Origin of the sequence: Planococcus donghaensis, assembly GCF_001687665.2 — a bacterium.
GTDB classification, from domain to species: domain Bacteria; phylum Bacillota; class Bacilli; order Bacillales_A; family Planococcaceae; genus Planococcus; species Planococcus donghaensis.
Genome location: NZ_CP016543.2, coordinates 776,420 through 799,113, shown reverse-complemented (window position 1 = coordinate 799,113; position 22,694 = coordinate 776,420). Strand labels below are relative to the sequence as shown.

The following is a 22,694-nucleotide window of genomic DNA, read 5'->3' as shown; positions in this document are numbered from 1 at the left end:
CCCTTCAAGATTCGGGTTTGAATTATATGGATTAACTACTTACACTACATTTAAATTACAGGAGGAATCTATCTTATGAAACGATTTATCTCACTTATTGTACCCCTTACACTAGCAGGCACTTTGACGGCTTGTGGTTCACCAGATGCGAGCGAAGATTCATCATCCGTGACTATCGGTTATTTTCCAAACCTAGATCATGTACCTGCTATGATTGCCAAAGACCAGAAATTGTATGAAAAAAACTTGGCAGATGGCACAACTGTCGATTATGTTACGTTTGCTGATGGTGCGGATTTTATGACTGCCTTAAAAACTGGTGATATTGATGCTGGTCTTGTTGGACCAGGTCCGGCAATGAACAATTATACAAACGGTGCAGATGTAACGATGATTGCTGGTGGTGCTTCAGGCGGGACCGTAGTCATGGCTAGAAATGGTAGCGGCATCGATTCTGTTGATGATTTCGCTGGCAAGACATTTATCACGCCTCGTGTCGGGTGCACTCATGATGTGCAATTCGAAACATTCATGAAAGAACAAGGCATTACTTCAAACCGCATCGGTGGAGAAATGTTGCATCAAACAGGCAATCCGGCTCAATACGAAGCTTTATTTGCTACTGAAAAAGTGGACGTTGCAGTTGCTCCTGAACCTTGGGCATCTGTACTAAAACAAAATACTGGCGCAAAAGTTATTATCGAACCAGATGAAATTTCATTCGGTACGACATTGCCTGCTTCTGTCTTGGTAACTTCTAGTGAATTGATTAAAGAAAACCCGGAAATGGTTCAAGGGATTGTCAATGCTCATAAAGAAGCTACTGAATTTATCGCTGAAAACCCGGACCAAGCTAAAGAAATAACCATTGCCACAATCGATGACATCACTGGACAAAAATTGGAAGCTTCCATAATAGATGGCGCTTGGGAGAACATGATTTTCGATACGGCTCTTGCTTCTGAAGAAATCCAAGCATTCGGAGATTCCTCTTTCGATTTAAAATTCCTAAAAGAGCAACCTGATTTCGCACTATTAACTGATACGCAATTTCTCGAATAGCGATGACTTTAACAGCAGAAATTATTCTGCTGTTTTTTTGTCGAAAGTTTTCCTATGAAGAAAAACGTAGGCCGAAGATAAGTGATTCTCGAGTTCTCTATTTAGAATTTCTATCAATACTTTGCTACACTAATGAAGGAAATCAATTTACGAAAAAAGGAGCTATTTATATGCAAAACTTAACAGGTAAAAACGCATTAATTACAGGTGCTGGTAGAGGAATTGGTCGTTCTACAGCTATCGCTTTTGCAGCAGAAGGCATAAACGTTGGACTTGTTGGACGTACTGCTGAAAACTTGGAAAAAGTAGTAGCTGAACTTGAGCAATATGGTGTGAAAACTGTTTTTGCAGTAGCTGATGTTGCAGACCAAAATTCGGTAAATGCCGCAGTCGAACATGTTTTGTCTGAACTTGGTTCGATTGATATATTGATCAATAATGCAGGTATTGGTAAATTCGGCAACTTCCTTGATTTATCACCCGAAGAATTCAAAGCCATTATCGATACCAACTTGATGGGTGTTTATTACGTAACACGCGCTGTATTGCCGCAAATGATTGAGCGCCAATCAGGTGATATTATTAATATCTCTTCAACAGCTGGCCAAAAAGGTGCACCGGTAACAAGTGCATATAGCGCTTCAAAATTCGGATTAATGGGATTAACAGAATCGTTAATGCTCGAAGTAAGAAAACACAATATCCGAGTTAGTGCTTTAACCCCAAGTACTGTTGCAACTGACTTAGCGATTGGTGAAAACTTAACAGATGGCAATCCGGACAAAGTAATGCAGCCAGAAGATTTAGCTGAAATGATGGTGGCTCAGTTAAAACTTCATCCACGTGTTTTAGTGAAATCAGCTGGACTTTGGTCAACAAACCCGTAGTAACCTAAAAAGTGCGCAGTTCAATATTGAACTGCGCACTTTTTTATTTACCTAAGTAAGCGGCTTTTTAGTCGACCATAAAACAGCTGGAATCAAGGCAAGTGCTAGAATGCCGCCGCCTAATGACATAGCAGCAAAACTAGATTGCGCCATGATCATGCCCGAGAGTCCCCCGCCTGTAGCGCCAGCTAAAGCGATTAATACATCGACCGTTCCTTGTGTTTTTGCGCGCATTGTAGGATCGGTTGAATCCACGACTAATGTGGTACCGCTAATAAACCCGAAATTCCAGCCGAGACCAAGTAAACCGAGCGCGAACATCAAGCCGATAATCGATTCACTCGGTCCAAATGCAGCAACTAAACCTGCCGCCATAAATGTAATTCCGGCTGCTACGGTCATGAAAATTCGACCTAGCTTATCCACAAGTATTCCTGTGACAATTGAAGGTAAATACATAGCAACTACATGTATGCTGATAACTAATCCGATATCTCCAAGGTCGTGACCATAATGCCCCATATGAATCGGTGTCATGGTCATAATGGCTACCATAATTAACTGGGTTAATACCATTACAGTGGCACCTAGGATAACGCCTTTTCTATCGATAGCAGGGTCGTCTTTTTTCACCACTTCTGAACTTTCTTCGACCGTCTGTACATGTACTGCTAAAGCTTTAGAAACTTGCAATGGATCTGGTCTTAATAAGATTAAAATAACGAGTCCAGCTATCCCAAATGCGACAGCAGCTAAAATAAACGGACCCGCTAAAGATGGAATATTAATAGCTTCCGCAAAAGTGCCCATTACGCCAACTAAATTAGGTCCCGCAAACGCACCTAAGGTTAGTGATACCAGTGCTACGCTAATCGCAGTACCACGTTGCTTCACTGTAGCTAAGTCTGTACCTGCATAGCGCGCTTGTAAATTTGTAGCCATTCCTGCCCCGTAAATCACTAAAGATAGAAATAGTAAAAAGATATTAGTTGATAACGCAGCAACAACAACGCCTAGCGCACCAATTGCACCTGCTAGAAATCCTGATGCTAAACCTACCCGCCGACTAAAACGTTGAGATAGTCTGCCAATGATAAGTGCCGCACCTGCGGAACCTATCGTGAAAAAAACCACTGGTACCCCAGCATACCGATCTGTTCCAAGCATATCTGAAGCAAGAAGCGCAGCGACTGTTACGCCAGCTGTTAACCCAACCCCAGCAAAAATCTGAGCCAATGCGACAATCCATAAAGTTCGACGATACAAACGTTTAAATTTTTCAGGTGAATCAGCATAACTTTTCACCATTGCTTCTTGTCTTGCATTTCGCTTCATAAGCTCCCCCATTATTCGAGATTTCCATTCAACACATGGACCAATTAAAATCCTTCAACAAGCAAATAATCCCGACTCTTTTTCCAGTATAACGTTTTTCTTTCTGCTAGATAGACCCAATGACAAAAACTCAGTATCCTCTTTTAGAAAAACTAAAATCCTATATACTTTATACTAATAACAAAGATAGACGAAAAGGAGTGATACTAATCATAGCTATCGCACACAAAAAAATTTTACTATCATTTTGGTCTGTCGCAATAGCTGTTATTTTCATTGCAATCGGCGGTTGGCTATTAACACCAGAATCGCAAGAAGCTAAAAATTTGAAAAATGAACTCAACATTATCGTCAATGAGAGCGTCGGCGCAATCAGTAATATGGATAAAACTCGTGTATCTAGCATAGTCGTTTCCAAAACTTCGGGCGGATGGGATGTTGAACTTTCTTTAAACGCGGATAAAGGGTTTACTATGATTTCCACAAAACAACTGATGTGGGAAAATGCCATCAAAGTTCTAGAAAGTGCTTCAGAAATCAATCAGCTCCATAACATATCGCTTTCATGGATTTATCCCGTTTTAAATGAACAAAAAAATATAGAAGATAAAAGCGTTATGTCTTTCACTATTGATCAAGCCACACGGGATCAAATTGTTTGGGAAAATCTCGAACCGTCTGTTTTACCTGACCTCGTTTACGATTATGTTGAACATTCTCTCTTAAATGAGTGAGGACGAGGACCCGCGATTAAAAACAAAACCAGCGCAGAACATCTGCGCTGGTTTTTAAAAGCCTCCATATTTTCCATTTACACTTTTACTCATTAGTCTCATAAAGCGTGACACTTTCAACATTATGAATATAGCGTCTCAATTCTTTTGCTTGCTCCCGCGTAATTTCTCCTGCTACATACATTTTATAGATGACCGAGCGGCCCATGTCCATCACAATTACGCGTAACTCTTCTTTTTGCAATTCGTACTTTTCATCATATAAAGCTTCCGGTTTTTTTAAACGACTGGTCATTTGTTTGTAATCTGAGATGACAGAGTCGATAATTTCTTTTGGCTCATACTTTTTAGCAATTTCTTCTAGTCCAGAAAGTGCAACTTGTAACGCTTCTAATTGAAGTTGACGACCTTCTTGGAATTCGACCAGTCGCGTTTCTTCTTCGCGAGAGTTTTGACCTCTAAAGCGCCTCCATGCTCGGATAAGCTTGCCTTGCAAATAAAGCATGGTCGAACGCGCATTATCAGCGACCACTTCTTCTCGTCGATTTAATGACTTTTCAAAGGCATCATATACTTCTTCTTTCATCTTTTTATTGCGGTATTGTTTTTCCACATATTTCCGTTCAATTTTTAAAGCTTTTAAACGAAGTTCGCGTATTTTCCGCAAATATTTTTTAGTCGCTTGAGCTTTTGTCTTTTCATCCGTTTGAATATGGCGAAACTGCAATTCATATTCCTCGATTAACTCATAAGCGGCAGCTTCGTTTTCTTCAGTAATTTCAGCTTTTATCTTTCGAATCGATGCCAATAAAATACGACGTTGCGCTTCGTTCAAATCCATTTTCTCCATGCTTCCACTCTCTGTTATTTGTCCTTTACTAAGGAGTGGCAAAACAATCGTCGCAACAATTAACGTGAAAAGAATTGTTCCCGCTGCTAAAAACAAGAGGAGCGCCCGGTTTGGAAATGCCTCTCCGTTGTCCATTAAAAATGGTAAAGACAATACCCCAACCATCGTAACGGTTCCCCGTACGCCCGTTAAGCTGATATACAAGGTTAGTTTAAAACTTGGTTTAGTTACTTGTTTCATTTTCCCTAAATGATATTCATATAAAGAAAATAAATAAGCCCAAACAAAACGAATCCCAAGAATCATTATTCCAACTGCTAATACATAAAGTAAAAGCAACCATAAGGATATATTAGGATTTTCGAGCACACCACTCATCGAAGTCGGGATACTCAAACCTAATAGCAAGAAAACCACACCATTTAAAATAAATAAAATAATCGTCCAAATATTTTCAGTTAATACTTGTTCTTCAGCGATCAAAGTTTCTGTTTGTTCTCTTACCAAGGAATGGACAATGCCCGCGACCACTACTGCAATAACTCCCGATGCGTGTAAAATTTCTTCTGTTACGATGAAAATTATAAAGGGAGTCATAATTTGCAATAAGGTATGAAAAGTAACATCATTAATACCTTGCTTGCGTAAAACTAAACGAATGCTAATAACCAGTAAAGCTAGCGTTAGTCCTAAAATTCCACCTATTAAAAATTTATACGAAAAATCGAAGACAGCTTCCGACAATGAAAAGTATCCCGTGACGACAGCAGCCACTGCATAGTTGAAAGCAACAAGTCCTGAGGCATCATTGATTAGCGACTCCCCTCTAACAAGGCTCAATACGGTTTGAGGAATCCGAATTCGCTGGGCAATGCCATTAACCGCTACTGGGTCTGTCGGAGACAAAATCGCTGCTAATGCAAATGCAGCTGCTAGCGGTATTTCTTCTATTAACCAATGGATAAAGTAGCCACCAACTACGGTTGTCAGTAGCACAAGTATGATTGCGTTGCCTAAAATAGGCCCTTTCATCCGCCATAGCTCTTCTCTTGGAAAACGACTGCCGTCGTTAAACAATAGCGGTGCGATAAATAGCAATAAAAACCATTCGGTATCAATATCAAATGTAATGTCTTCATATAGAAGAACCAAAATTACACCTAACGCTACTTGGATTAAAGCAGTTGGAATATAGGATGTATAATGACTGACGACATTTGAAATCAATAAACAAATCAACAATAAGAAAATTGTTAGCAATAAGTCCATAGTGGATCTCCATTCTGCTTTAAAGATGAATTATTTATGTATACCCATAATCCAGCATAGACTACGCTCGCTATCCAATGAATGTTTAAAGATTTTTTTAGCATGACGAATGCGCAATAAAAATTAGGGTATACACTTTCTAATTGGTAGAAGGGGGTGTGGCTCTTGTTTTATTTTAGTTTGGCAATTATTATCGCATTTATGTTTGTTCATATTTTTACGAACTATATAAAATTTTTAGATCGAAAGCCAAAGGATAGATTGATGTCGTTTGTTTCTGGAGGGTCTATTGCTTACGTCTTTCTTCATTTAGTTCCGGAGCTAACACATTACCAGAAAGTAGCTGAAATAGCCCAATTGCCTTCATGGATTGAGAAATTAGAGTATTCCACCTATTTATTGACACTTGCAGGTATCGCTTTTTTCTATGGAATTAATCAATTAAATGAAAAATCAAGAGCCAAAAATGAAAGAGAAGAAAACATCTCCCAACCAAGCACATATGTTTTTGCTCTTGAAATTTTTGGATTTGCTTTGTATAACATACTGATTGGTTATTTACTCGTTGATTTGAGCGGAGATAAAATTCCCGATTACATTATTTATTTTGTGGTTTTTTCATTTCATTTTGTAGCCAACAATCGCGTATTGCATTTAACACACGAAGATTTGTATACCAATATTGGCCGTTGGGTATTGGCTGTTTCTGTATTAATCGGTTGGTTACTTTATCATTTAACAGATACTACCGATTTGAACATCGCCTTTTTCTCTGCCTTTCTAACAGGAGGCATTATCTTAAATATTTTAAATGATGAATTGCCGGCAGAAAAAAATAGTAGCTATCCCTCTTTTATCGCTGGTATTGTCTTTATCACCGTATTACTTCAATTTATTCTTTAAATTCGTTGTTTGAGCTCTCTCAGGCTTCAGGTTTATATCGATTAGCAAAGTGGTACAAAAGATATATATACAATATTCAGAAAAAAGAACGGGGGTATTTTGATGAAGATTATTGTTGCTGGAGGAGATGGATTTTGTGGCTGGCCAACTGCTTTGCATTTATCTCAACAAGGACATGATGTTTCCATCATCGATAATATGGTCAGAAGAAAAATGGATGAAGAACTGGCTTCCAATTCGCTTACGCCCATTGCATCTCTTGAAGAGCGCATAAACAAATGGCAAGAACTGACTGGCCAAGTGATGCGTACATACGAGGGCGATTTACAGGATTTCGAGTTTTTAAAAAGGGTGCTAGAACAAGAACAACCCGAAGCCTTTGTTCATTTTGCTGAACAGCGATCTGCCCCCTACTCTATGATTGATCGCGAACATGCTGTATTCACCCAAGTAAACAATGTCGTCGGTACGCTCAATGTGCTGTATGGCATAAAAGACATTGTTCCAGACTGTCATTTGATCAAACTCGGAACCATGGGTGAATATGGAACTCCCAATATTCCCATTGAAGAAGGATATATAGAAATCGAACATAAAGGTCGAAAAGATCGTTTACCCTTTCCTAAACAACCGGGTTCTTATTACCATCTATCTAAAGTGCATGATAGTCATAACATTATGTTCGCCTGTAGAGTGTGGGGAATACGAGCAACGGATTTAAACCAAGGAATCGTCTACGGACTTTCTACAAAAGAAACCAGATTAGACCCCATTCTGACAAATCGTCTTGACTATGACTCGGTTTTTGGCACCGCTTTAAATCGATTCATTATTCAAGCGGCGACAGAGCATGACCTGACTGTATATGGCACAGGCGGGCAAACACGCGGATTTTTAAATATCGAAGATACAGTGCGCTGTATTGAAATTGCTGCGGAGAACCCAGCTGAACCTGGTGAATTTCGTGTATTTAACCAATTTACAGAGGATTTTTCCGTAATGGAATTGGCACAAATGGTACAAAAGGTCGCAGCAGCAGAAGGATTAACTGTAGGTATTAGCCATCTGGAAAATCCACGTATTGAAAAAGAAGAACATTTTTATGAAGCGGTTAACACAAATTTATTGGATTTGGGGTTAAAACCTCATTTACTGACTGAAGAGGTTATTCGAGAAATATTAAAAACAGTCCTAGTTCACAAAGATCGCGTTATCAAAAATAATGTCTTGCCAACCGTTAAGTGGAAGTAAATGACGGTTGCTAAGTTCTTGTTCATAGAAAGGAGCTGTTTCTATGAAAATCCTAATTGTTACTGAAACTTTCCTACCTTCAACAGATGGCATTGTTACGAGATTAACAGCTTGCATTCGTTGGTTGCATAGAGACGGTCACGAAATCCAAATTATCGCACCTGATTTAGGGGTAAAGGAATTTGATGGAGCTCCAGTAAAAGGAATTCCCGCATTCGCATTCCCTTTTTATCGTTCAAAAAAGTTCGCTTTTCCAAATCGTCGCGTTAAAAAATACATGATGGAATTTGATCCGGATGTCGTACATGTCGTTAATCCTGCTGTGGTCGGCTATTCAGGTGTTACGTATGCTAAAAAGTTAGCGATTCCTATGGTTGCGTCTTATCACACGAATATTCCTCAATACATGGCCTATTATAATCTCGGAAAACTAGATTGGATTATGTGGTGGTTTATGAAAAAAATGCACAATGCTGCCGACTTAAATTTATGCACGTCTCGAACTGTATTAAATGAATTGGAAGAAAAGGGGTTTGAGCGATTGCATGTTTGGAAACGTGGCGTTGACACTGAGACATTTCATCCGAAACAAGCTACGGCAGAGATGCGCTGTCGTTTAACTAATGGGCAAGACCATAAAATTTTGCTGATTTATGTTGGACGACTAGCTGCAGAAAAAGAAATTGAAAAAATTCGAGACGTTTTACTAATTTCAGATCAGTTTTGTTTGGCCATCGTCGGTGATGGTCCTCATAGAAAAGAACTCGAAATTTATTTTCAAGATACTCACACTGTGTTTACTGGGTTTCTCCATGGCAATGAATTGGCTTCAGCTTTTGCTTCTGCAGATGTATTTGTCTTCCCTTCCACGACAGAAACATTAGGATTAGTGATTATGGAAGCAATGGCTTCAGGATTGCCGGTAGTTGCTGCTGAGAGTGGCCCAACAAAAGAACAAGTGACAGATCGCAAAAACGGCTTACTCTACGACTCGAAAAATCCAGAAAGTTTTAAACAAACCATTCTTCAACTTGAAGACAAAAATTTTCGTCAACAGCTCGCGCAACAAGCTTTACTTGACGTAGCAGATCTCGGATGGACTGCTGTGGCAGAACAAATTCGTGATTTATACAAACAAGTGGCAGAAGCCAAAACAGTAGATTCTTATCAGGCGATGGATTGAGAATACTAAAGTTTCGCGGAATAGGGTGTTGAAATGGAGAACAGCCGCAAACACAAGGCACCTATCCAGACACTGCAATTCACCATTATTGGCATTTCCAATGCAGCTGTCGATATTGGCTCACTCAACTTGTTATTGCTGTTATATCCTACTGATCACAGCGGAATATTAACGTTATTTAATACAATTGCCTATTGTTTAGCGATCAGTAATAGTTACTTTTGGAATTCTAGAATTACTTTCCGCCGCTCTGCTAGAGGCAATCGAAAGCAAATATTCTTCTTTGTCCTGCAAGGCCTCTTTAGCTTACTGATCAATAACGGCGTTTTTTTAGCATTTAATCTATTGCTTCAATTTATTGATATGCCTAGTTGGATTCGTTTAAACTTTTCAAAAGGACTTGCGATGTTTGCATCTTTTGTAGCTAGTTTTTTCATGATTAAATACTTTGTTTTTAAAGACAAACAACAACGACACAAAGAACCATAACTCTCATCAAAACTCATCCTTTCAAGAGATGGGTTTTTTAAATTTGAGAATAAGTTGACATTCAAACTCACAACCTCCTCCTCCGCCTTTCTTATGATAAGAAATATAATTCTTTTTTCCGCTTTCCTATCTAGTTAAACCTTGTTAAAAGTAGTAATCTATAGAGGAAGATCCAACTGATGACCAACTCTTATTCCAATTGCCGTAAAATAGAAACTCCGCCCATGGATTCTGTATCTTTTAGTTCCGTTCAAGTGGATGCATGAAACCAAAGCGACTTTTACATATAGGAAGTGCTCAAGATCTTACTAAATTTATGGAGTGAGAAAAGTGAACTTCAGCAAAGTCTCTTTTTTTCTATTAGTAATTGCTGCAACCTTCCTTCTGATTGGATGTTCAGCCTCTACTAACGCCGACGAAAGCAAGCCAACTGTTTTTAAAGACCGAAATTTCCCAGTTGCTACTAGCCCTTCAGAGCTGAACTTAGAATACGCTGCTTCGCTATCTGCTATTGGAGATATACTCATTCATGAACGAGTATACTTAGATGCTAAAAGTGAGAACCGCTTTGACTTTAATCCAATGCTTGAAAAAGTAACACCTTATCTCCAACAAGCTGATCTCACCATCGCCAATTCTGAGAGTATAGTTGGCGGCAGCGAAATTGGACTATCGACTTACCCTGCCTTTAATAGCCCTTATGAGATAGGCGCTGCTTTGAAAAATTCTGGCGTAGATGTTGTCACACTGGCAAATAACCATACCCTAGATCGAGGGCTCCCGGCTATCGAAAATGCCATTCGTTACTGGGATCAAATTGGAATGGTGCATACGGGCTCTGCTTTATCGGACGAAGAGCGAGCGAAAGTGACATTAGTGACACGAAACAATATCACTTTTTCTTTCTTGGCCTATACGTATGGAACAAACGGAATTCCTACCCCTGGCGGAATGGATTACTTGGTTAACCGAATTGATCCTTTAGTCATCCAACAAGATATAAAACGTGCCAGAGAAGTATCTGATATCGTCGTTTTAAGCCTGCATTTTGGACAAGAATATCAAAGTATGCCAAATGCTGAGCAGATCGAATTGGCTCATTTTTCTGCTACTAATGGTGCCGATATCATTTTGGGTCACCACCCTCACGTGCTACAGCCACCCGAATGGATAGACACAGCAGACGGTCGAAGAGCTTTTGTTATCTACTCACTTGGCAATTTTTTATCGGGTCAAGACGGACTAGATCGCCAAATTGGTGCGATTTTGCATCTGGATATCGTCAAAAAGGTAACAGCAAATTCAAGTTCCATCACTTTAGAAAACCCTGCTTTTACAACCACTTTTGTTAAAAGCTCTAATGAGAAAAATTACGAAATGGATTTATTAAAAAATATTGATGAAAATTTAAATGATGCTACTAAAGTCCACTTATCTACTTGGATCAAAGATCTTGAATTTATCGAATAAAACGCCCAAAGCAAATTGCTTTGGGCGTTTTATTTGTTTAGCGTGTAGGGTAATTGATACTATCATAAAAAAGGTGGAATCCATATGCGAATCTCTTGTATCGGCAGCTTACTTATTTCAATCATTCTTACAATTGTCTTGACGATTTTATTAAATTTATTAATTTTTTAAAATTCGAACATATGTCTACTCTTACTTATTTTTCAATACAGCTTCTAAAACATCTGGATAATTGGTGAACATCCCCGTTACACCCCACTCCATTAAGCGTTCCATATCCGCACGCTTGTTAACGGTATATGGGTGGATTAATAAGCCATGATGTCGTACTTGCTCTACATAAGCTCTATCTATTCTCTTATGGTTCATGCCTACACCAATCGCATATTCTTTGATAATCGTTAGTTCTGCATCTGAAATCAATGCTGGTTTCGAGTACGAAATCAGTTGAACTAAAGGAATTTCTGGAGCAAGGCTATTCATTTCGAGTAAGCTTTCCTGGCTAAAAGACTGTACGATTACTTTACTAGATTGTGTATTTTGACCATTCAACTTATGCTTTTTTAAAACCCTTACTAATTCCTTTTCCATCCCTGGGTAAACCTCTGGTGCTTTTGTTTCAATGTAATAGCGAGAGTTTTTTCCGAAAGTTTCAATCACTTCTTCGAGAGTTGGCACTTTTACTCCTTCGTATTGCGACTGGGATTTTTCAGGGTAAGCTGCGTTAAACCACGAACCCGCATCTAATTTTTTGATGTCAGCAAGTGTCATGTCTTTTACGTAACCTGATCCGTTAGTCGTTCGATCCACTTTTTCATCATGCATCGCAATCAACACACCATCTTTTGTCATTTGCAAATCCACTTCGATGTAATCACCGTGCATTTCTTTGCCCAATTGATACGCAAACATTGTGTGTTCAGGCGCATGCCCCGATGCTCCACGATGAGCAATATTCAAAAACCGATTGGGGTTAACTTCTACTTCTCTCGATTTTCCCCATGCCACTTTTGAATTCATTGAAACAACTAGACTGATAATCAGTAAAACCAATAAACTAAACGGTTTTTTTCCCAACTAGTTCAACCCCCTTTTCAAAGCTAAGTTAAATTTCCCCTTAACTATATCCTTTGAAACTTAGTAATTGGTGAAATTGACAAGAACTTAATAAATCTTTTACACGATCTTTCTTCAATACAATTGCAAACGTTTATGCATTAACCTAGCCTTTCTGCACATCTTTCTAAATTCCTTTTTATTGTCGATTCATTTATACTAGAACCACATGATTTTTCTCGAATCCAACTCGTTAAAGATTTTAAAAGTCGATAATTACGGTAAGGAGAGAATGGAATGTCCCGTCAGTCTTATAAAAAAGAAAAAAACCAGTTAACTTATACACAACAGCATCTTGCTAATGAACGTACATACTTAGCGTGGATTCGAACTGTTATTTCAATCGTTGGCGTTGGTTTTCTGGCGACTAGTTTGCACTTTACGATGGGTGTCACGCGTAATTCTTTTGTAGATACTTTCACGATTGCACTTGGAATTTTCGCCTGTATTTTCGGTCTCGTTGTTATTTTTTCAGCAACTCAAAATTACAAAAAAAAGCGTCAACAACTTATAAATGAAACATTCACACCGTCGAATATGCATATCACTTTGATTTCCTCTATGCTGGCGATCATGATTATGATGGTCGTTGTTTACTTTTTCATGATTATGTAATTTTTTATATAGACGATAGATTTGCAGTAAAGGAGCAATTACTATGGACCCGCTAGACATTCTTGAAAATTTATCTGATGTAAAGCCTGCTTATCAACCCATCGTTAGTGCGGTTAAACATACCGTAATTGGTTATGAAGTTTTAGGGCGTTTCTATTTTGAAAACGAGTGGATTAGTTTAGGTGATTTTTTTCACGATACCGACGTACCCGATGAATACAAAGTGGTAGTCGATCAGCATCTATTAGAGCTCGCGATTCATCAAATGCTCGATTCAAATAACGATAGACTATTGTTTATCAATCGAAATGCCCAACAATTATTGATCAATAGCGGGGAAGATTTTTTAGAAACGCTACAAGCATTTGAAAAAAAAGGATTCTCGATGAACCGCATAGTATTAGAAATTACCGAACATGATTTTGATGAGGATTTTGATACACTTCATCATTTACTAATGTATTACAAAACCTACGGCATTCAAATTGCGGTAGATCATGCAGGAGCCAAAAGCTCTAATATTGATAGAATCCGTCAACTTCGTCCCCATATATTAAAAGTAGATACAAGTCTTGTTCGTAATGCTAATCCTGAGGCATTTCAAGACGTTGTTCAAACACTAACCGTATTAGCTCGGCGAATTGGCGCAAAACTTTCTTATGAAAATATTGAAGATGGTTACCAATTATACTTCGCATGGAAAAATGGCGGCCATTATTACCAAGGTTTTTATTTGGCAAAACCTGCTTTTGAACTTCCAGTCGAGAACTTTGACACATGCGCTGTTGACGAAAAAATCACCACCTTTGTGCAACGAGAAAAATCGTTGATTCAACAACGTCACGTATTTACAGTCAGCTTAGAAGAAAAAGTGAAGAAACTCCTATCGAAATGGCATGGTTCCAACGCAGCGGATCAGTTTATCGAAGCTATAGCAGAATCATTTGATAAAGAAAGCTTCCGAGTGTATATATGCAATAGTGATGGTCGGCAAGTGTCTTCTAACTTTCAAAAGCGACAAGGTCAATGGGTTTTTGAATCAGATCATATTGGCTCCCACTGGGCATTCCGCCCTTATTTTCTAGAAAACACAATGCAAATGAAAACCTTGCATAAAGGCATTTTATCCGACGTATATTCTGATATCGAAACAACTAAAATGATTCGGACATTCAGCTTTCCGTTATCTGACGATTGCTATTTGTTTATCGACATTAGCAACGATTTCATTTTAGAAGCTGATTACTTACTGTTTCAATAATAGGTTCATCTCGTTGAAAAAAAGCTCTTCAGTTTAGGAAACTGAAGAGCTTTTTAACATTGGATTTTTCATAAAATTATCGTCTTTCCGGAAATTCCCCATAACTTCCATTGTCTCGCTAATGCTAACAAATGCATTGGGATCAATGTTTTTAATGAGTGGACGGACGAATGCTAACTCATGACGGCCAATCACACTATAAAGAACTTTTACTTTAGCAGATGAATAAGCACCTTCACCGTCTACTACAGTAATGCCTCTATATAAATTATCAAGCAACTCTTTTTTAACCACGTCTCCTTGACTTGTGACAACCATCAAGCTGAGTTTGATGTGACGTGTATGGACACGGTCAATAACCAGTCCAGAAATGTAAATCGAAGCCATCGTATACATCGCTAGTTCCCACGAGAACACAAATCCAGAAACAAAAACAACTGCACTATTAAGAACAAATACAAGTGCGCCTAAAGGAATGTCTCGCTTCATCGATAACAACAAACCAATAACGTCAAATCCACCTGTTGAACTATAATAACGAATAATAACACCCATAGAAGCTCCGGCAATAACGCCACCAAATACAGTCGAAAGTAGAGCATCTTCTGTTATTTGAACAACGGGAATATACAACATAGAGATCGATGTCACAACAACTGAAAACAAGCTATTGGCGATAAAGTTTTTGCCAAGCTTCATCCATCCAACAACCAAAATCGGGATATTTAAGATAATCATCCACAGTCCCGCATTTAAAGGGGTGATCAAACCGAGCATCATGGCAATCCCTGTGACCCCACCTGCTAATATTTCATGTGGCAGTAAAAACATATTAAACGCAACACCAAGAACGATTGAGGAAATAAAAATAATTAACAATCTCATCCATTTATTCATAACCAAACTCCAATCCTGAGGCAAGCCCCAGCCAAACTATTTTGTTCATCCCACAAAAAAAGGGCGTGCAGCTGCACGTCACCTTTAGACTATTTATCATCATGTAATTTTTCTCTTCAATAAAAACTAAGAAAAAGTGAATAAATTGTTCTTTTTATAGTGAATCAATGTTTTACATTATAGGTGCTTTAGAGACCAGAATGCAAGTCTTTCTTCTTATGTTCTTAGACTGTTTGAAATTCAGCTTAAAAGAATCTTACCAGTACTAGCTTTTCCATTTGACCGGCCGTTTTAATTTGTTTTGGGTTCAACTGAAATTTGCCAGTCGATTCCAAACTTATCGGTCAAACTGCCATACAAGGGCGTCCAAAAAGTTTCCTGCAATTTCATGACAATGTTTCCGCCTTCAGCCAATTTATTGAAAACAGCTCGAGCTTCTTCGATATCATCTAAAAACAAGGTAACAGATATATTGTTCCCTTGTTTAAATTCTGACATTCCGAGGCTAGGTACTACATCTGAAATCATTAACATATCTCCGTTTTTCAAATCAATTTGAGCATTCATCACTAAGTTTTTAGCTTCATCCGGCATACCCTCCACATCTTCTTCATTTGCATCACCAAACGTCATTAGGCTTACTAACTCGCCGCCTAACACTTCAGTGTAAAAATATGCCGCTTCTCTTCCATTCCCATCAAAGTTCAAATAAGGAAACAGTTTTTTAATCATAATTATTCTCCTTTTACAAATAGATTTTAAAAGTAGTCTCAAAATCTCATAACAAGTTATGGCCAATCAGTTTTACCGCTGTCATTTCTTCAATAGCGAGATTGACTTCTTCTTTTCGAGTTGCTCCTTTGTTATTTCTAGTAAATACACCTGAATGTAAAACAGCCCCGGCGTCGTTCATATAAGCCATTACTTCTTCTTTTTTGTAAAAAGGCATAATACTAATAATGGGGGCATGGGAAATCACATGACCTACTGACTTGTCTGCTTTGACCCCACTAATAATCGTAGGTTCCATCATGGTATGGTTTCGACTGCCGCCAATCAATACCGTCACCCCTCTTTCAACCATCTTTTTAACCCACGTTTCTGCTTTTTCTGCAGCTGTTAAAGTCGCCATAGGACCAATGTCTACTGTGTCATCTAGAGGATCTCCAACTTTAAGGGTTTGTACTTTTTTCATGAGCGCTTCTATAAATTTTTCATACACTCCTTTTTGCACGAAGACATGCTGAGCAGACATAATTGACCGATCTGTATACAGTAACCCTTCCGTCACAATGGTGGTGATCGCAAAATCCAAATCAGCTTTATCAAAGACAATTGTAGGATTCTTCGTTTTGAAATCTAGCAAAATTTTGTTCTTTACGTTGTTGTCTTTTTCTTTCCAAGTGGCAGCACTGCTTTTAGTGCAAATCAAACGCTTCACTTTCGGGTGATTCCTCAAATTTTCTATTAAACTTTGTTGGGGTCCGGTAACAATATTGATAGCTCCTCTTGGCATACCTGCTTTTTCAAACAACCGATAAAGTAGGCCCGTTGAATAGGCGGCGGTCGCAGTAGGATTCAAGACAATGGTGTTACCTGCCGCAATTGCGGGAGCCATTTTATATAACAACAAAGTGAACGGATAATTAATAGGCAAACTGATTGCGATGACGCCTAGCGATACTCTTTTAACTATTCCTAAATGCCTTTTTCCAACCACGTGATTTAATGACATCGGTTCTTCGTAAATTGACTTGGTAGCTTGTGAAGCAAAACGCAATACTTGAGCCGCATAAGCTACTTCTAGGCGACTCGCTTTGATTGGTTTTCCACTTTCTACAGTTAACAGGTGTGCAAATTGGTCTTTTTCACTTTCCAGTAAGTCAGCTGTTTTCCGCAAAATTTCAGCACGTTTATGTGTTGGCATCTTCCTCATTGTTTTTAAATAAATACGATGTGCACTAGTAACTGCGTTCTCCACATCTTGTGGAGTAGCGTAAAAAACCTTTCCAATTACTTCAGCATTATATGGATTGCGGATTTCAACTTCGGGACGCTCACCTTTTTCTAGTTCTTTCCCCTCGATTATTGAGCCGAAATGATAATTTTTCATTTTACTCATCTCGGTCTCTCCTCCTTTTAAAAGGCAATTTTAATACCGTTTTAAAATCACTAATACGTTTTATGCTGTTACTTAACATAGTAGGCTTTTATAAAGAATTGTCAATATTCAAAAAACTAAAAGTCGACTTATGCGATTTTGACTACTAAGTATAAAAAGTCTGTCCTCTCGTTACGTAGAAAAGCTTTATTTTATTTAATCTATTCATATTTAGCGTGCCCTATTTGCTTTTCTTATATTATAATACTTATAGTTATTTCACCATGAACAAGGAGTGTTTTTTATGAAGCAGACGATTCGCCAATTACAACTAGGCGATCTTCATTATATAGAAAAAATGGATACAGGCATTACAGACGATTACGTTCTTAATATATATGAAAGAATATCTAGCGGCTCTAGTCGTATGTACGGGTTGTTCTTGGATGAACAGCTTGCAAGCATCGGAGGTTACACGATTTTTGCAGAACAATATGCCATGCTCGGCAGAATGCGTAGTGATTTGCGTTACCGTGGAAATAACCTTTCTACCCAATTGATGACTTATATTATGGAACAAGCTTCAACATTCCCAACCATTCAGTGGGTTGGTGCAAATACGCAGCAGAATAATGTATCGGCTCGACGCGTTATGGATAAATTGGGACTTAAAGAAACTTCTACGTTATATAGCGCGACTGCAACTGATATTTCTCAACTAAAGACTGGTGGAGAGAATTGGACGGAAGTAACTGATCTCGCTATAAAGAAAATATGGGTTGACCAACTTTATTTACAAACGAGTGAAGTTTTTCCTTACGAATGCTATTACATGTTTCCTGCTTCGGAAAGCCTGTTTATCGAAACAGACCTTGCACGATGGTCCTTTTTTGAAAACCGCTCGAAAGACCGCGTGTTAATTACAAAGCAAGATTACAAACGAAACCATTATTTACATGTTATTTACCCTTGGAACGACTTTTTCGAACAGCCAGGTTTTTGGGAAACCATCACTACGGCACAGCATCAATTAAGCACACAATTAAAAGCAACTCCTTTAGTCTGGATGGACTTAACGCCTTCACAAAAACAGTCCTTACCAAAAAATCATCCGTTTGATTTGCCTTCGCCTTGGCTTTTATATGGAAAATCAAAAAAAATCTAAAAACGAGGCACGTCTTTGAAATTTCAAAAGACGTGCCTCGTTTTTTATTGGGATGAGAACAGGGAAACTTATACGCCTTCGGTCAACTCATTTTCACGAGCTACTCTCTGTTCTTTTACTTTTAATTCTTCAACTTCGTCTTTTGTTAGAAATTGAACTTTGTAACCAATCAGCCCCATAACAATGCCAATAACCGGAACTGTGTAATTTAATACTGCATAAGGAGCATACGCAAATGGATGCACAGCTAGAGTCGCCAAGATAAACACACCACATGTATTCCACGGGATAAACGGTGATGTTAACGTGCCTCCATCTTCTAGAGCCCGTGAAAGATTCTTCGAATGCAGTTCTTTATCTTGGTATGCTCTTGCATACATTCTTCCCGGCACTAGTATAGAAATGTATTGCTCTGAAGCAGTCACATTTGTGAAAAAAGCAGATGCAATTGTCGCAGCGATTAAACTTCCTGCTGATTTGGCCACTTTCAAAATCTGGTTAACAATCGCTCTTAACATACCCGTGTGCTCTAATATCCCCCCAAAAACCATTGCGAAAATAGTCAAAGAAACGGTAAACATCATGGAAGTTATGCCCCCACGGTTAAACAAATCATCGACCATTTCATTGCCAGATGTAATGGCATAGCCATCGTGAAGGGCATTAAATGCAGGTCCAATATCTCCGCCTTGTACAAAAACCTGACAGATAAAACCTAAAAAGACTCCAATTAATAATGATGGTAAAGCTGGCACTTTCAAAGCCACTAAAACGATAATCATTGCAGGTACTAATAATAACCAAGGTGAAATTAAGAAGTTGCTATCTAATGAGGACAAAATCGCTTGGATATTTCCTTCATCAATTGTTGATCCAACAAATTGGCGACCTAAGAAAAAGTAAACGACTAAAGCAATCACTAGTCCTGGTACAGTCGTATACATCATATGCTTAATATGTTCAAATAAATTGGTATTGGTAATACCCGATGCTAAATTTGTCGTATCTGATAAGGGTGACATTTTATCACCAAAATAAGATCCTGATATAACGGCTCCTGCTACCATCGCAGCTGGAATTCCCATGCTCATTCCGATTCCCATTCCCGCAACACCAATTGTGCCCATTGTCGACCAAGAACTCCCGATTGCGAGAGAAACAATTGCACAAATAATGCAGATGGTTAGTAAAAATAAAGAAGGCGTAATGATTTGTAAACCATAAAAAATCATGGTTGCTATAATACCGCCGCCAATCCAAGAAGCAATAATCATACCCACGACGATTATAATAACGATTGCAGGAAGCGCAAGACGGATTCCTTTATAAGCTCCTTCTTCGATTGTTTCCCATTTATACCCCATTCGCCAAGCAATAACTCCAGCAACGATGGCTCCTATGGCTAAAGGTAAGTGCGGACTTCCTTCGAACACAATAATGGTGAGTGCCATAACGGCAATCATGACGACTAATGGAATAAGTGCTAATCCAAATGGTACTTCAATGTCTTGTTGTTTCGATTTCATCCTATGTATCACCAAGCTCTCTTATGTAATACTTTTATATTACATCAAAATTCAAAATAATCTATTTATTTTTAAAAAACTGTCTCTTTTTTACTATAACTTATTTATTCTTACTAAAAACCACTGCTTTTTTTGTAACTAAGCAGTGGTTTTACTTTCCTCTTATTTTTTTCACTCTTTTTTAGTCAATGCATAATAAATTTCCGCTTCAAAAAATTGCCGGCGGTGATCCGCCGATCTTCGTTTAGAAACTTGGCCATTTTCTAAAATCCGACTACATAAATAGAACGGTGCTTTGTCATTTTCTATCACTTGCCATTTCCCATATAGCGATTTCTGTTTACCATAATCTACTGTGAACTTTTGTCCAACAGATAAAACTGGATATTTGCATCCGGTATTTTCTACTATATTAGCAGTTGATTTCTTTTTTGATAACTTCATAGCTAATTCTCCTTTCTAACATTACTCCTCAAAACTTACTCTTATCTCTTCTCTACTAGTAAATACCCTTTTCTGTCTTCTGTTTAAACGACCAAACGTGTACTTCTCTCTTTCACTCGATGTTTCTACACTTCTCTCGAGTGGTAATTAAGAAGTACAACTTTGTTTTATTTTATAAGACAGAAAAATTTTATTCGGAGGTGCCTAATGAAGTTTCTGGAGTATTGGATTTACTTAATCCTATCCATTTCAAAAATATTCTTATTCAGCCTGTATGCTGGTACTCAGTTTTCATTTAGTTTTTTTGTTCTTAATCTCGCTTCTATAGTGGTCTTATCTAGCTGGACTTTATTATTAACTAGAAAAAAGCGAAACTGGATTTTGCTTGTGTTGCTGTTTTTGCATAGTACCTTACTAGTTTCTGACTTATGGTATTATCGTTATTTCACTGATTTACTATCTATCGTACTCATTGCCGATATTACGCAAATGAGTGATGTTGGTGGTGGATTCTTAACATTAATTGAAGCGAAAGACTTCCTCTTTTTTGCCGATTTGCTTTTCTTCTCGTTATTCCTTTTTGCTACTCGTAAGAAAGAAGACGTGGTGACTAAAAAAACTAAACGAATTTATGCGGGTACTGGATTTGTAGTAGGACTTGCATTGGTTGTAATCCCGTTAGTCATGAGTTACAGCAATGAAGAAGAGTGGCTTGTTGGGGAGTCGATTTCGAATATGCGTGAATATTACCAGCTTGGATTTTGGGGGTATCACGGATTAGATTTTGCTCAAGGTATCGGCTCTTTTCTCTTCGATGAGAGCACGTTAACTAAAGAAGAAGAACAACGAATTCGTAAAGTTGTACCCGATACACCCTCAACTGTATCTGACTCAGAAAAACCGAATATCATTGTAGTCCAATTAGAATCGTTTCAAACTTCTGTAATTGATCATCAAGTTAACGGACAAGAACTAACACCTCATTTAAATGCCTTAAGAAAAGAAGCGTTATTTTTTCCTTCGTTTTATCACCAAACGCATGAAGGTCGTACTTCGGACGCAGAATTCATTACGTTGACTTCGCTTTATTCATTAAAGTCAGGATCTGTTTATACACGTTACGCTGCAGAAAATGAATTTGATGCGTTACCAGAACTACTAAAAAATGCAGGCTACGATACAGCCGCTATGCATGCATTTAAAAAAGATTTCTGGAACCGGGACGAAGTATACAAAAATATTGGCTTTAATCAATTTTTTAGCCGCCCGGATTTTCCTGACGCACAAGATATTGGGATGGCTGTAAACGATGAAGATTTCTTAACTACTTCTGTAGAGCTTGCGGAACAATTAAAAGAACCTTACTTTGCATTTATGGTGGCCTTATCAAGCCATACACCGTATACCATTCCTGATAATTTCGAAGAACTGAATTTGACCGGTTATGAAGATCCCTTGTTAAAAGGGTATTATGAAACCGTTCATTATGTAGATGGCGCTGTCGGTACTATAATCGACCAATTAAAACAAAAAGAGATGTGGGACGATTCTTTAATCGTTTTTTATGGCGATCATGACAGCGGACTTACTCAAGAAGAAAGTGAAATGGCACAAGAACTGAATGCCGAAACAGAAATGGCATTATTCGAACTTGATCGTCAAGTCCCGCTCTTTATCAAACTTCCTAATTCAAAAGAGGCTGGAACAGTTGATCGTGTAGGCGGACAAATTGATATTGCACCGACGATTCTTGATATCGTTGGGATTACTCCATCCCACATGTTGGGAGAGTCTTTACTAGATGAAAGCAGTAATTTGACGGTATTTCGCGACGGTGCGTTTCGATACGAAGAGCTTTATTTCGAACCTGATTTAACTTCACCAGCCGGAAGTGGGAGTTGTTATGAAATTGATTCAGGCCAAGAAGTAGCGATTGAACGATGTAGCGAATTTATTGAGACGGCTACTGAAGAACTTCACGTATCTGATTTGATCATTCGAAAAAATGCTTGGCAACAAATTAAAGCAAGCGAATAGACTAAAGCCGAGTCCAATTGGAAGTTCACACTACTATACGCTTTAATAAGACATGGTCAATAAGCAACCCCCTCTTCTACCGAAGAGGGGGTTCAGACT

The 22,694-nt window shown here is 38.3% G+C and carries 20 protein-coding genes; 12 read left to right on the top strand and 8 right to left on the bottom strand.

Translation table 11 applies throughout. The features are described from left to right. Positions 1-75: 75 nt before the first annotated feature. Positions 76-1,062 (top strand): ABC transporter substrate-binding protein, encoded by a 987-nt coding sequence (locus BCM40_RS03975; RefSeq protein WP_065527045.1) that lies wholly within the window; start codon positions 76-78, stop codon positions 1,060-1,062. Between the two features lie 170 nt (positions 1,063-1,232). Beyond that, complete coding sequence (locus tag BCM40_RS03970; RefSeq protein WP_065527046.1) at positions 1,233-1,949, top strand: 3-ketoacyl-ACP reductase; 717 nt, start codon at positions 1,233-1,235, stop codon at positions 1,947-1,949. A 51-nt stretch (positions 1,950-2,000) separates the two neighbouring features. Here the strand turns inward: BCM40_RS03970 and BCM40_RS03965 are convergent, their stop codons facing one another. Continuing rightward, positions 2,001-3,284 carry an MFS transporter gene (locus BCM40_RS03965; RefSeq protein ID WP_065527047.1) on the bottom strand — a complete coding sequence of 428 codons (1,284 nt, stop codon included), beginning with the start codon at positions 3,282-3,284 and terminating at the stop codon, positions 2,001-2,003. A 119-nt stretch (positions 3,285-3,403) separates the two neighbouring features. Here BCM40_RS03965 and BCM40_RS03960 point away from each other — a divergent pair, with 119 nt between their 5' ends. Beyond that, a complete protein-coding gene (locus BCM40_RS03960) occupies positions 3,404-4,018 on the top strand; it encodes a hypothetical protein (protein WP_238323754.1) in 615 nt (204 codons plus the stop codon). An 85-nt stretch (positions 4,019-4,103) separates the two neighbouring features. Here the strand turns inward: BCM40_RS03960 and BCM40_RS03955 are convergent, their stop codons facing one another. Beyond that, positions 4,104-6,137 (bottom strand): Na+/H+ antiporter, encoded by a 2,034-nt coding sequence (locus tag BCM40_RS03955; RefSeq protein ID WP_065527048.1) that lies wholly within the window; start codon positions 6,135-6,137, stop codon positions 4,104-4,106. A gap of 165 nt (positions 6,138-6,302) precedes the next feature. Here BCM40_RS03955 and BCM40_RS03950 point away from each other — a divergent pair, with 165 nt between their 5' ends. The 5 genes from BCM40_RS03950 (at position 6,303) to BCM40_RS03930 (ending at position 11,433) form a co-directional block, all read left to right on the top strand. Continuing rightward, the gene (locus tag BCM40_RS03950; protein WP_065527049.1) at positions 6,303-7,040 is read left to right on the top strand and encodes a hypothetical protein; all 738 of its coding nucleotides are present in this window, start codon (positions 6,303-6,305) and stop codon (positions 7,038-7,040) included. Between the two features lie 102 nt (positions 7,041-7,142). Beyond that, a complete protein-coding gene (locus tag BCM40_RS03945; RefSeq protein WP_065527050.1) occupies positions 7,143-8,291 on the top strand; it encodes an NAD-dependent epimerase/dehydratase family protein in 1,149 nt (382 codons plus the stop codon). 43 nt (positions 8,292-8,334) lie between these two features. Continuing rightward, entirely contained in the window at positions 8,335-9,474 is a 1,140-nt protein-coding gene (locus tag BCM40_RS03940; protein WP_065527051.1) for a glycosyltransferase family 4 protein, read from the top strand. Between the two features lie 33 nt (positions 9,475-9,507). After that, the gene (locus tag BCM40_RS03935; protein ID WP_065527052.1) at positions 9,508-9,963 is read left to right on the top strand and encodes a GtrA family protein; all 456 of its coding nucleotides are present in this window, start codon (positions 9,508-9,510) and stop codon (positions 9,961-9,963) included. Between the two features lie 330 nt (positions 9,964-10,293). Next, a complete protein-coding gene (locus BCM40_RS03930) occupies positions 10,294-11,433 on the top strand; it encodes a CapA family protein (RefSeq protein ID WP_065527053.1) in 1,140 nt (379 codons plus the stop codon). Positions 11,434-11,625: 192 nt separating this feature from the next. Here the strand turns inward: BCM40_RS03930 and BCM40_RS03925 are convergent, their stop codons facing one another. Beyond that, positions 11,626-12,453, bottom strand: a complete 828-nt coding sequence (locus tag BCM40_RS03925; RefSeq protein WP_065527744.1) for a glycerophosphodiester phosphodiesterase — start codon at positions 12,451-12,453, stop codon at positions 11,626-11,628. 333 nt (positions 12,454-12,786) lie between these two features. Between BCM40_RS03925 and BCM40_RS03920 the strand changes: the two genes are divergently transcribed. Together BCM40_RS03920 and BCM40_RS03915 are read left to right on the top strand one after the other, a co-directional pair. Next, complete coding sequence (locus BCM40_RS03920; protein WP_065527054.1) at positions 12,787-13,164, top strand: YidH family protein; 378 nt, start codon at positions 12,787-12,789, stop codon at positions 13,162-13,164. Positions 13,165-13,207: 43 nt separating this feature from the next. Beyond that, positions 13,208-14,425 (top strand): EAL domain-containing protein, encoded by a 1,218-nt coding sequence (locus BCM40_RS03915; protein WP_065527055.1) that lies wholly within the window; start codon positions 13,208-13,210, stop codon positions 14,423-14,425. Positions 14,426-14,458: 33 nt separating this feature from the next. Here BCM40_RS03915 and BCM40_RS03910 read toward each other — a convergent pair whose 3' ends face one another. The 3 genes from BCM40_RS03910 to BCM40_RS03900 form a co-directional block, all read right to left on the bottom strand. Beyond that, positions 14,459-15,322, bottom strand: a complete 864-nt coding sequence (locus tag BCM40_RS03910; RefSeq protein WP_065527056.1) for a YitT family protein — start codon at positions 15,320-15,322, stop codon at positions 14,459-14,461. Positions 15,323-15,613: 291 nt separating this feature from the next. Beyond that, entirely contained in the window at positions 15,614-16,054 is a 441-nt protein-coding gene (locus BCM40_RS03905) for a VOC family protein (RefSeq protein WP_065527057.1), read from the bottom strand. A gap of 46 nt (positions 16,055-16,100) precedes the next feature. After that, entirely contained in the window at positions 16,101-17,444 is a 1,344-nt protein-coding gene (locus BCM40_RS03900; protein WP_065527058.1) for an aldehyde dehydrogenase family protein, read from the bottom strand. 283 nt (positions 17,445-17,727) lie between these two features. On the opposite strand from BCM40_RS03900, the gene BCM40_RS03895 reads away from it, so the two are divergent. After that, positions 17,728-18,588, top strand: coding sequence for a GNAT family N-acetyltransferase (locus tag BCM40_RS03895; protein WP_065527059.1), 861 nt, complete (start codon positions 17,728-17,730; stop codon positions 18,586-18,588). 68 nt (positions 18,589-18,656) lie between these two features. Here BCM40_RS03895 and nhaC read toward each other — a convergent pair whose 3' ends face one another. Together nhaC and BCM40_RS03885 are read right to left on the bottom strand one after the other, a co-directional pair. Continuing rightward, the gene (gene nhaC / locus BCM40_RS03890) at positions 18,657-20,114 is read right to left on the bottom strand and encodes a Na+/H+ antiporter NhaC (RefSeq protein WP_065527060.1); all 1,458 of its coding nucleotides are present in this window, start codon (positions 20,112-20,114) and stop codon (positions 18,657-18,659) included. Positions 20,115-20,285: 171 nt separating this feature from the next. Beyond that, positions 20,286-20,558 carry a hypothetical protein gene (locus BCM40_RS03885; protein WP_065527061.1) on the bottom strand — a complete coding sequence of 91 codons (273 nt, stop codon included), beginning with the start codon at positions 20,556-20,558 and terminating at the stop codon, positions 20,286-20,288. 207 nt (positions 20,559-20,765) lie between these two features. Here BCM40_RS03885 and BCM40_RS03880 point away from each other — a divergent pair, with 207 nt between their 5' ends. Further along, positions 20,766-22,595: an LTA synthase family protein gene (locus tag BCM40_RS03880; protein ID WP_065527062.1), complete on the top strand. Its 1,830-nt coding sequence runs from the start codon at positions 20,766-20,768 to the stop codon at positions 22,593-22,595. Positions 22,596-22,694: the final 99 nt, after the last annotated feature.

What these genes read in the sequence shown, in the direction of transcription:
- BCM40_RS03955 (WP_065527048.1), bottom strand. Translation starts at nt 6,137, where the DNA reads ATGGACTTATTGCTAACAATTTTCTTATTGTTGATTTGTTTATTGATT.
- BCM40_RS03925 (WP_065527744.1), bottom strand. Translation starts at nt 12,453, where the DNA reads ATGAATTCAAAAGTGGCATGGGGAAAATCGAGAGAAGTAGAAGTTAAC.
- BCM40_RS03885 (WP_065527061.1), bottom strand. Translation starts at nt 20,558, where the DNA reads ATGAAGTTATCAAAAAAGAAATCAACTGCTAATATAGTAGAAAATACC.
- BCM40_RS03965 (WP_065527047.1), bottom strand. Translation starts at nt 3,284, where the DNA reads ATGAAGCGAAATGCAAGACAAGAAGCAATGGTGAAAAGTTATGCTGAT.
- BCM40_RS03970 (WP_065527046.1), top strand. Translation starts at nt 1,233, where the DNA reads ATGCAAAACTTAACAGGTAAAAACGCATTAATTACAGGTGCTGGTAGA.
- BCM40_RS03900 (WP_065527058.1), bottom strand. Translation starts at nt 17,444, where the DNA reads ATGAGTAAAATGAAAAATTATCATTTCGGCTCAATAATCGAGGGGAAA.
- BCM40_RS03895 (WP_065527059.1), top strand. Translation starts at nt 17,728, where the DNA reads ATGAAGCAGACGATTCGCCAATTACAACTAGGCGATCTTCATTATATA.
- BCM40_RS03960 (WP_238323754.1), top strand. Translation starts at nt 3,404, where the DNA reads ATGACAAAAACTCAGTATCCTCTTTTAGAAAAACTAAAATCCTATATA.
- BCM40_RS03975 (WP_065527045.1), top strand. Translation starts at nt 76, where the DNA reads ATGAAACGATTTATCTCACTTATTGTACCCCTTACACTAGCAGGCACT.
- BCM40_RS03920 (WP_065527054.1), top strand. Translation starts at nt 12,787, where the DNA reads ATGTCCCGTCAGTCTTATAAAAAAGAAAAAAACCAGTTAACTTATACA.
- nhaC (WP_065527060.1), bottom strand. Translation starts at nt 20,114, where the DNA reads ATGAAATCGAAACAACAAGACATTGAAGTACCATTTGGATTAGCACTT.
- BCM40_RS03945 (WP_065527050.1), top strand. Translation starts at nt 7,143, where the DNA reads ATGAAGATTATTGTTGCTGGAGGAGATGGATTTTGTGGCTGGCCAACT.
- BCM40_RS03940 (WP_065527051.1), top strand. Translation starts at nt 8,335, where the DNA reads ATGAAAATCCTAATTGTTACTGAAACTTTCCTACCTTCAACAGATGGC.
- BCM40_RS03905 (WP_065527057.1), bottom strand. Translation starts at nt 16,054, where the DNA reads ATGATTAAAAAACTGTTTCCTTATTTGAACTTTGATGGGAATGGAAGA.
- BCM40_RS03910 (WP_065527056.1), bottom strand. Translation starts at nt 15,322, where the DNA reads ATGAATAAATGGATGAGATTGTTAATTATTTTTATTTCCTCAATCGTT.
- BCM40_RS03935 (WP_065527052.1), top strand. Translation starts at nt 9,508, where the DNA reads ATGGAGAACAGCCGCAAACACAAGGCACCTATCCAGACACTGCAATTC.
- BCM40_RS03915 (WP_065527055.1), top strand. Translation starts at nt 13,208, where the DNA reads ATGGACCCGCTAGACATTCTTGAAAATTTATCTGATGTAAAGCCTGCT.
- BCM40_RS03880 (WP_065527062.1), top strand. Translation starts at nt 20,766, where the DNA reads ATGAAGTTTCTGGAGTATTGGATTTACTTAATCCTATCCATTTCAAAA.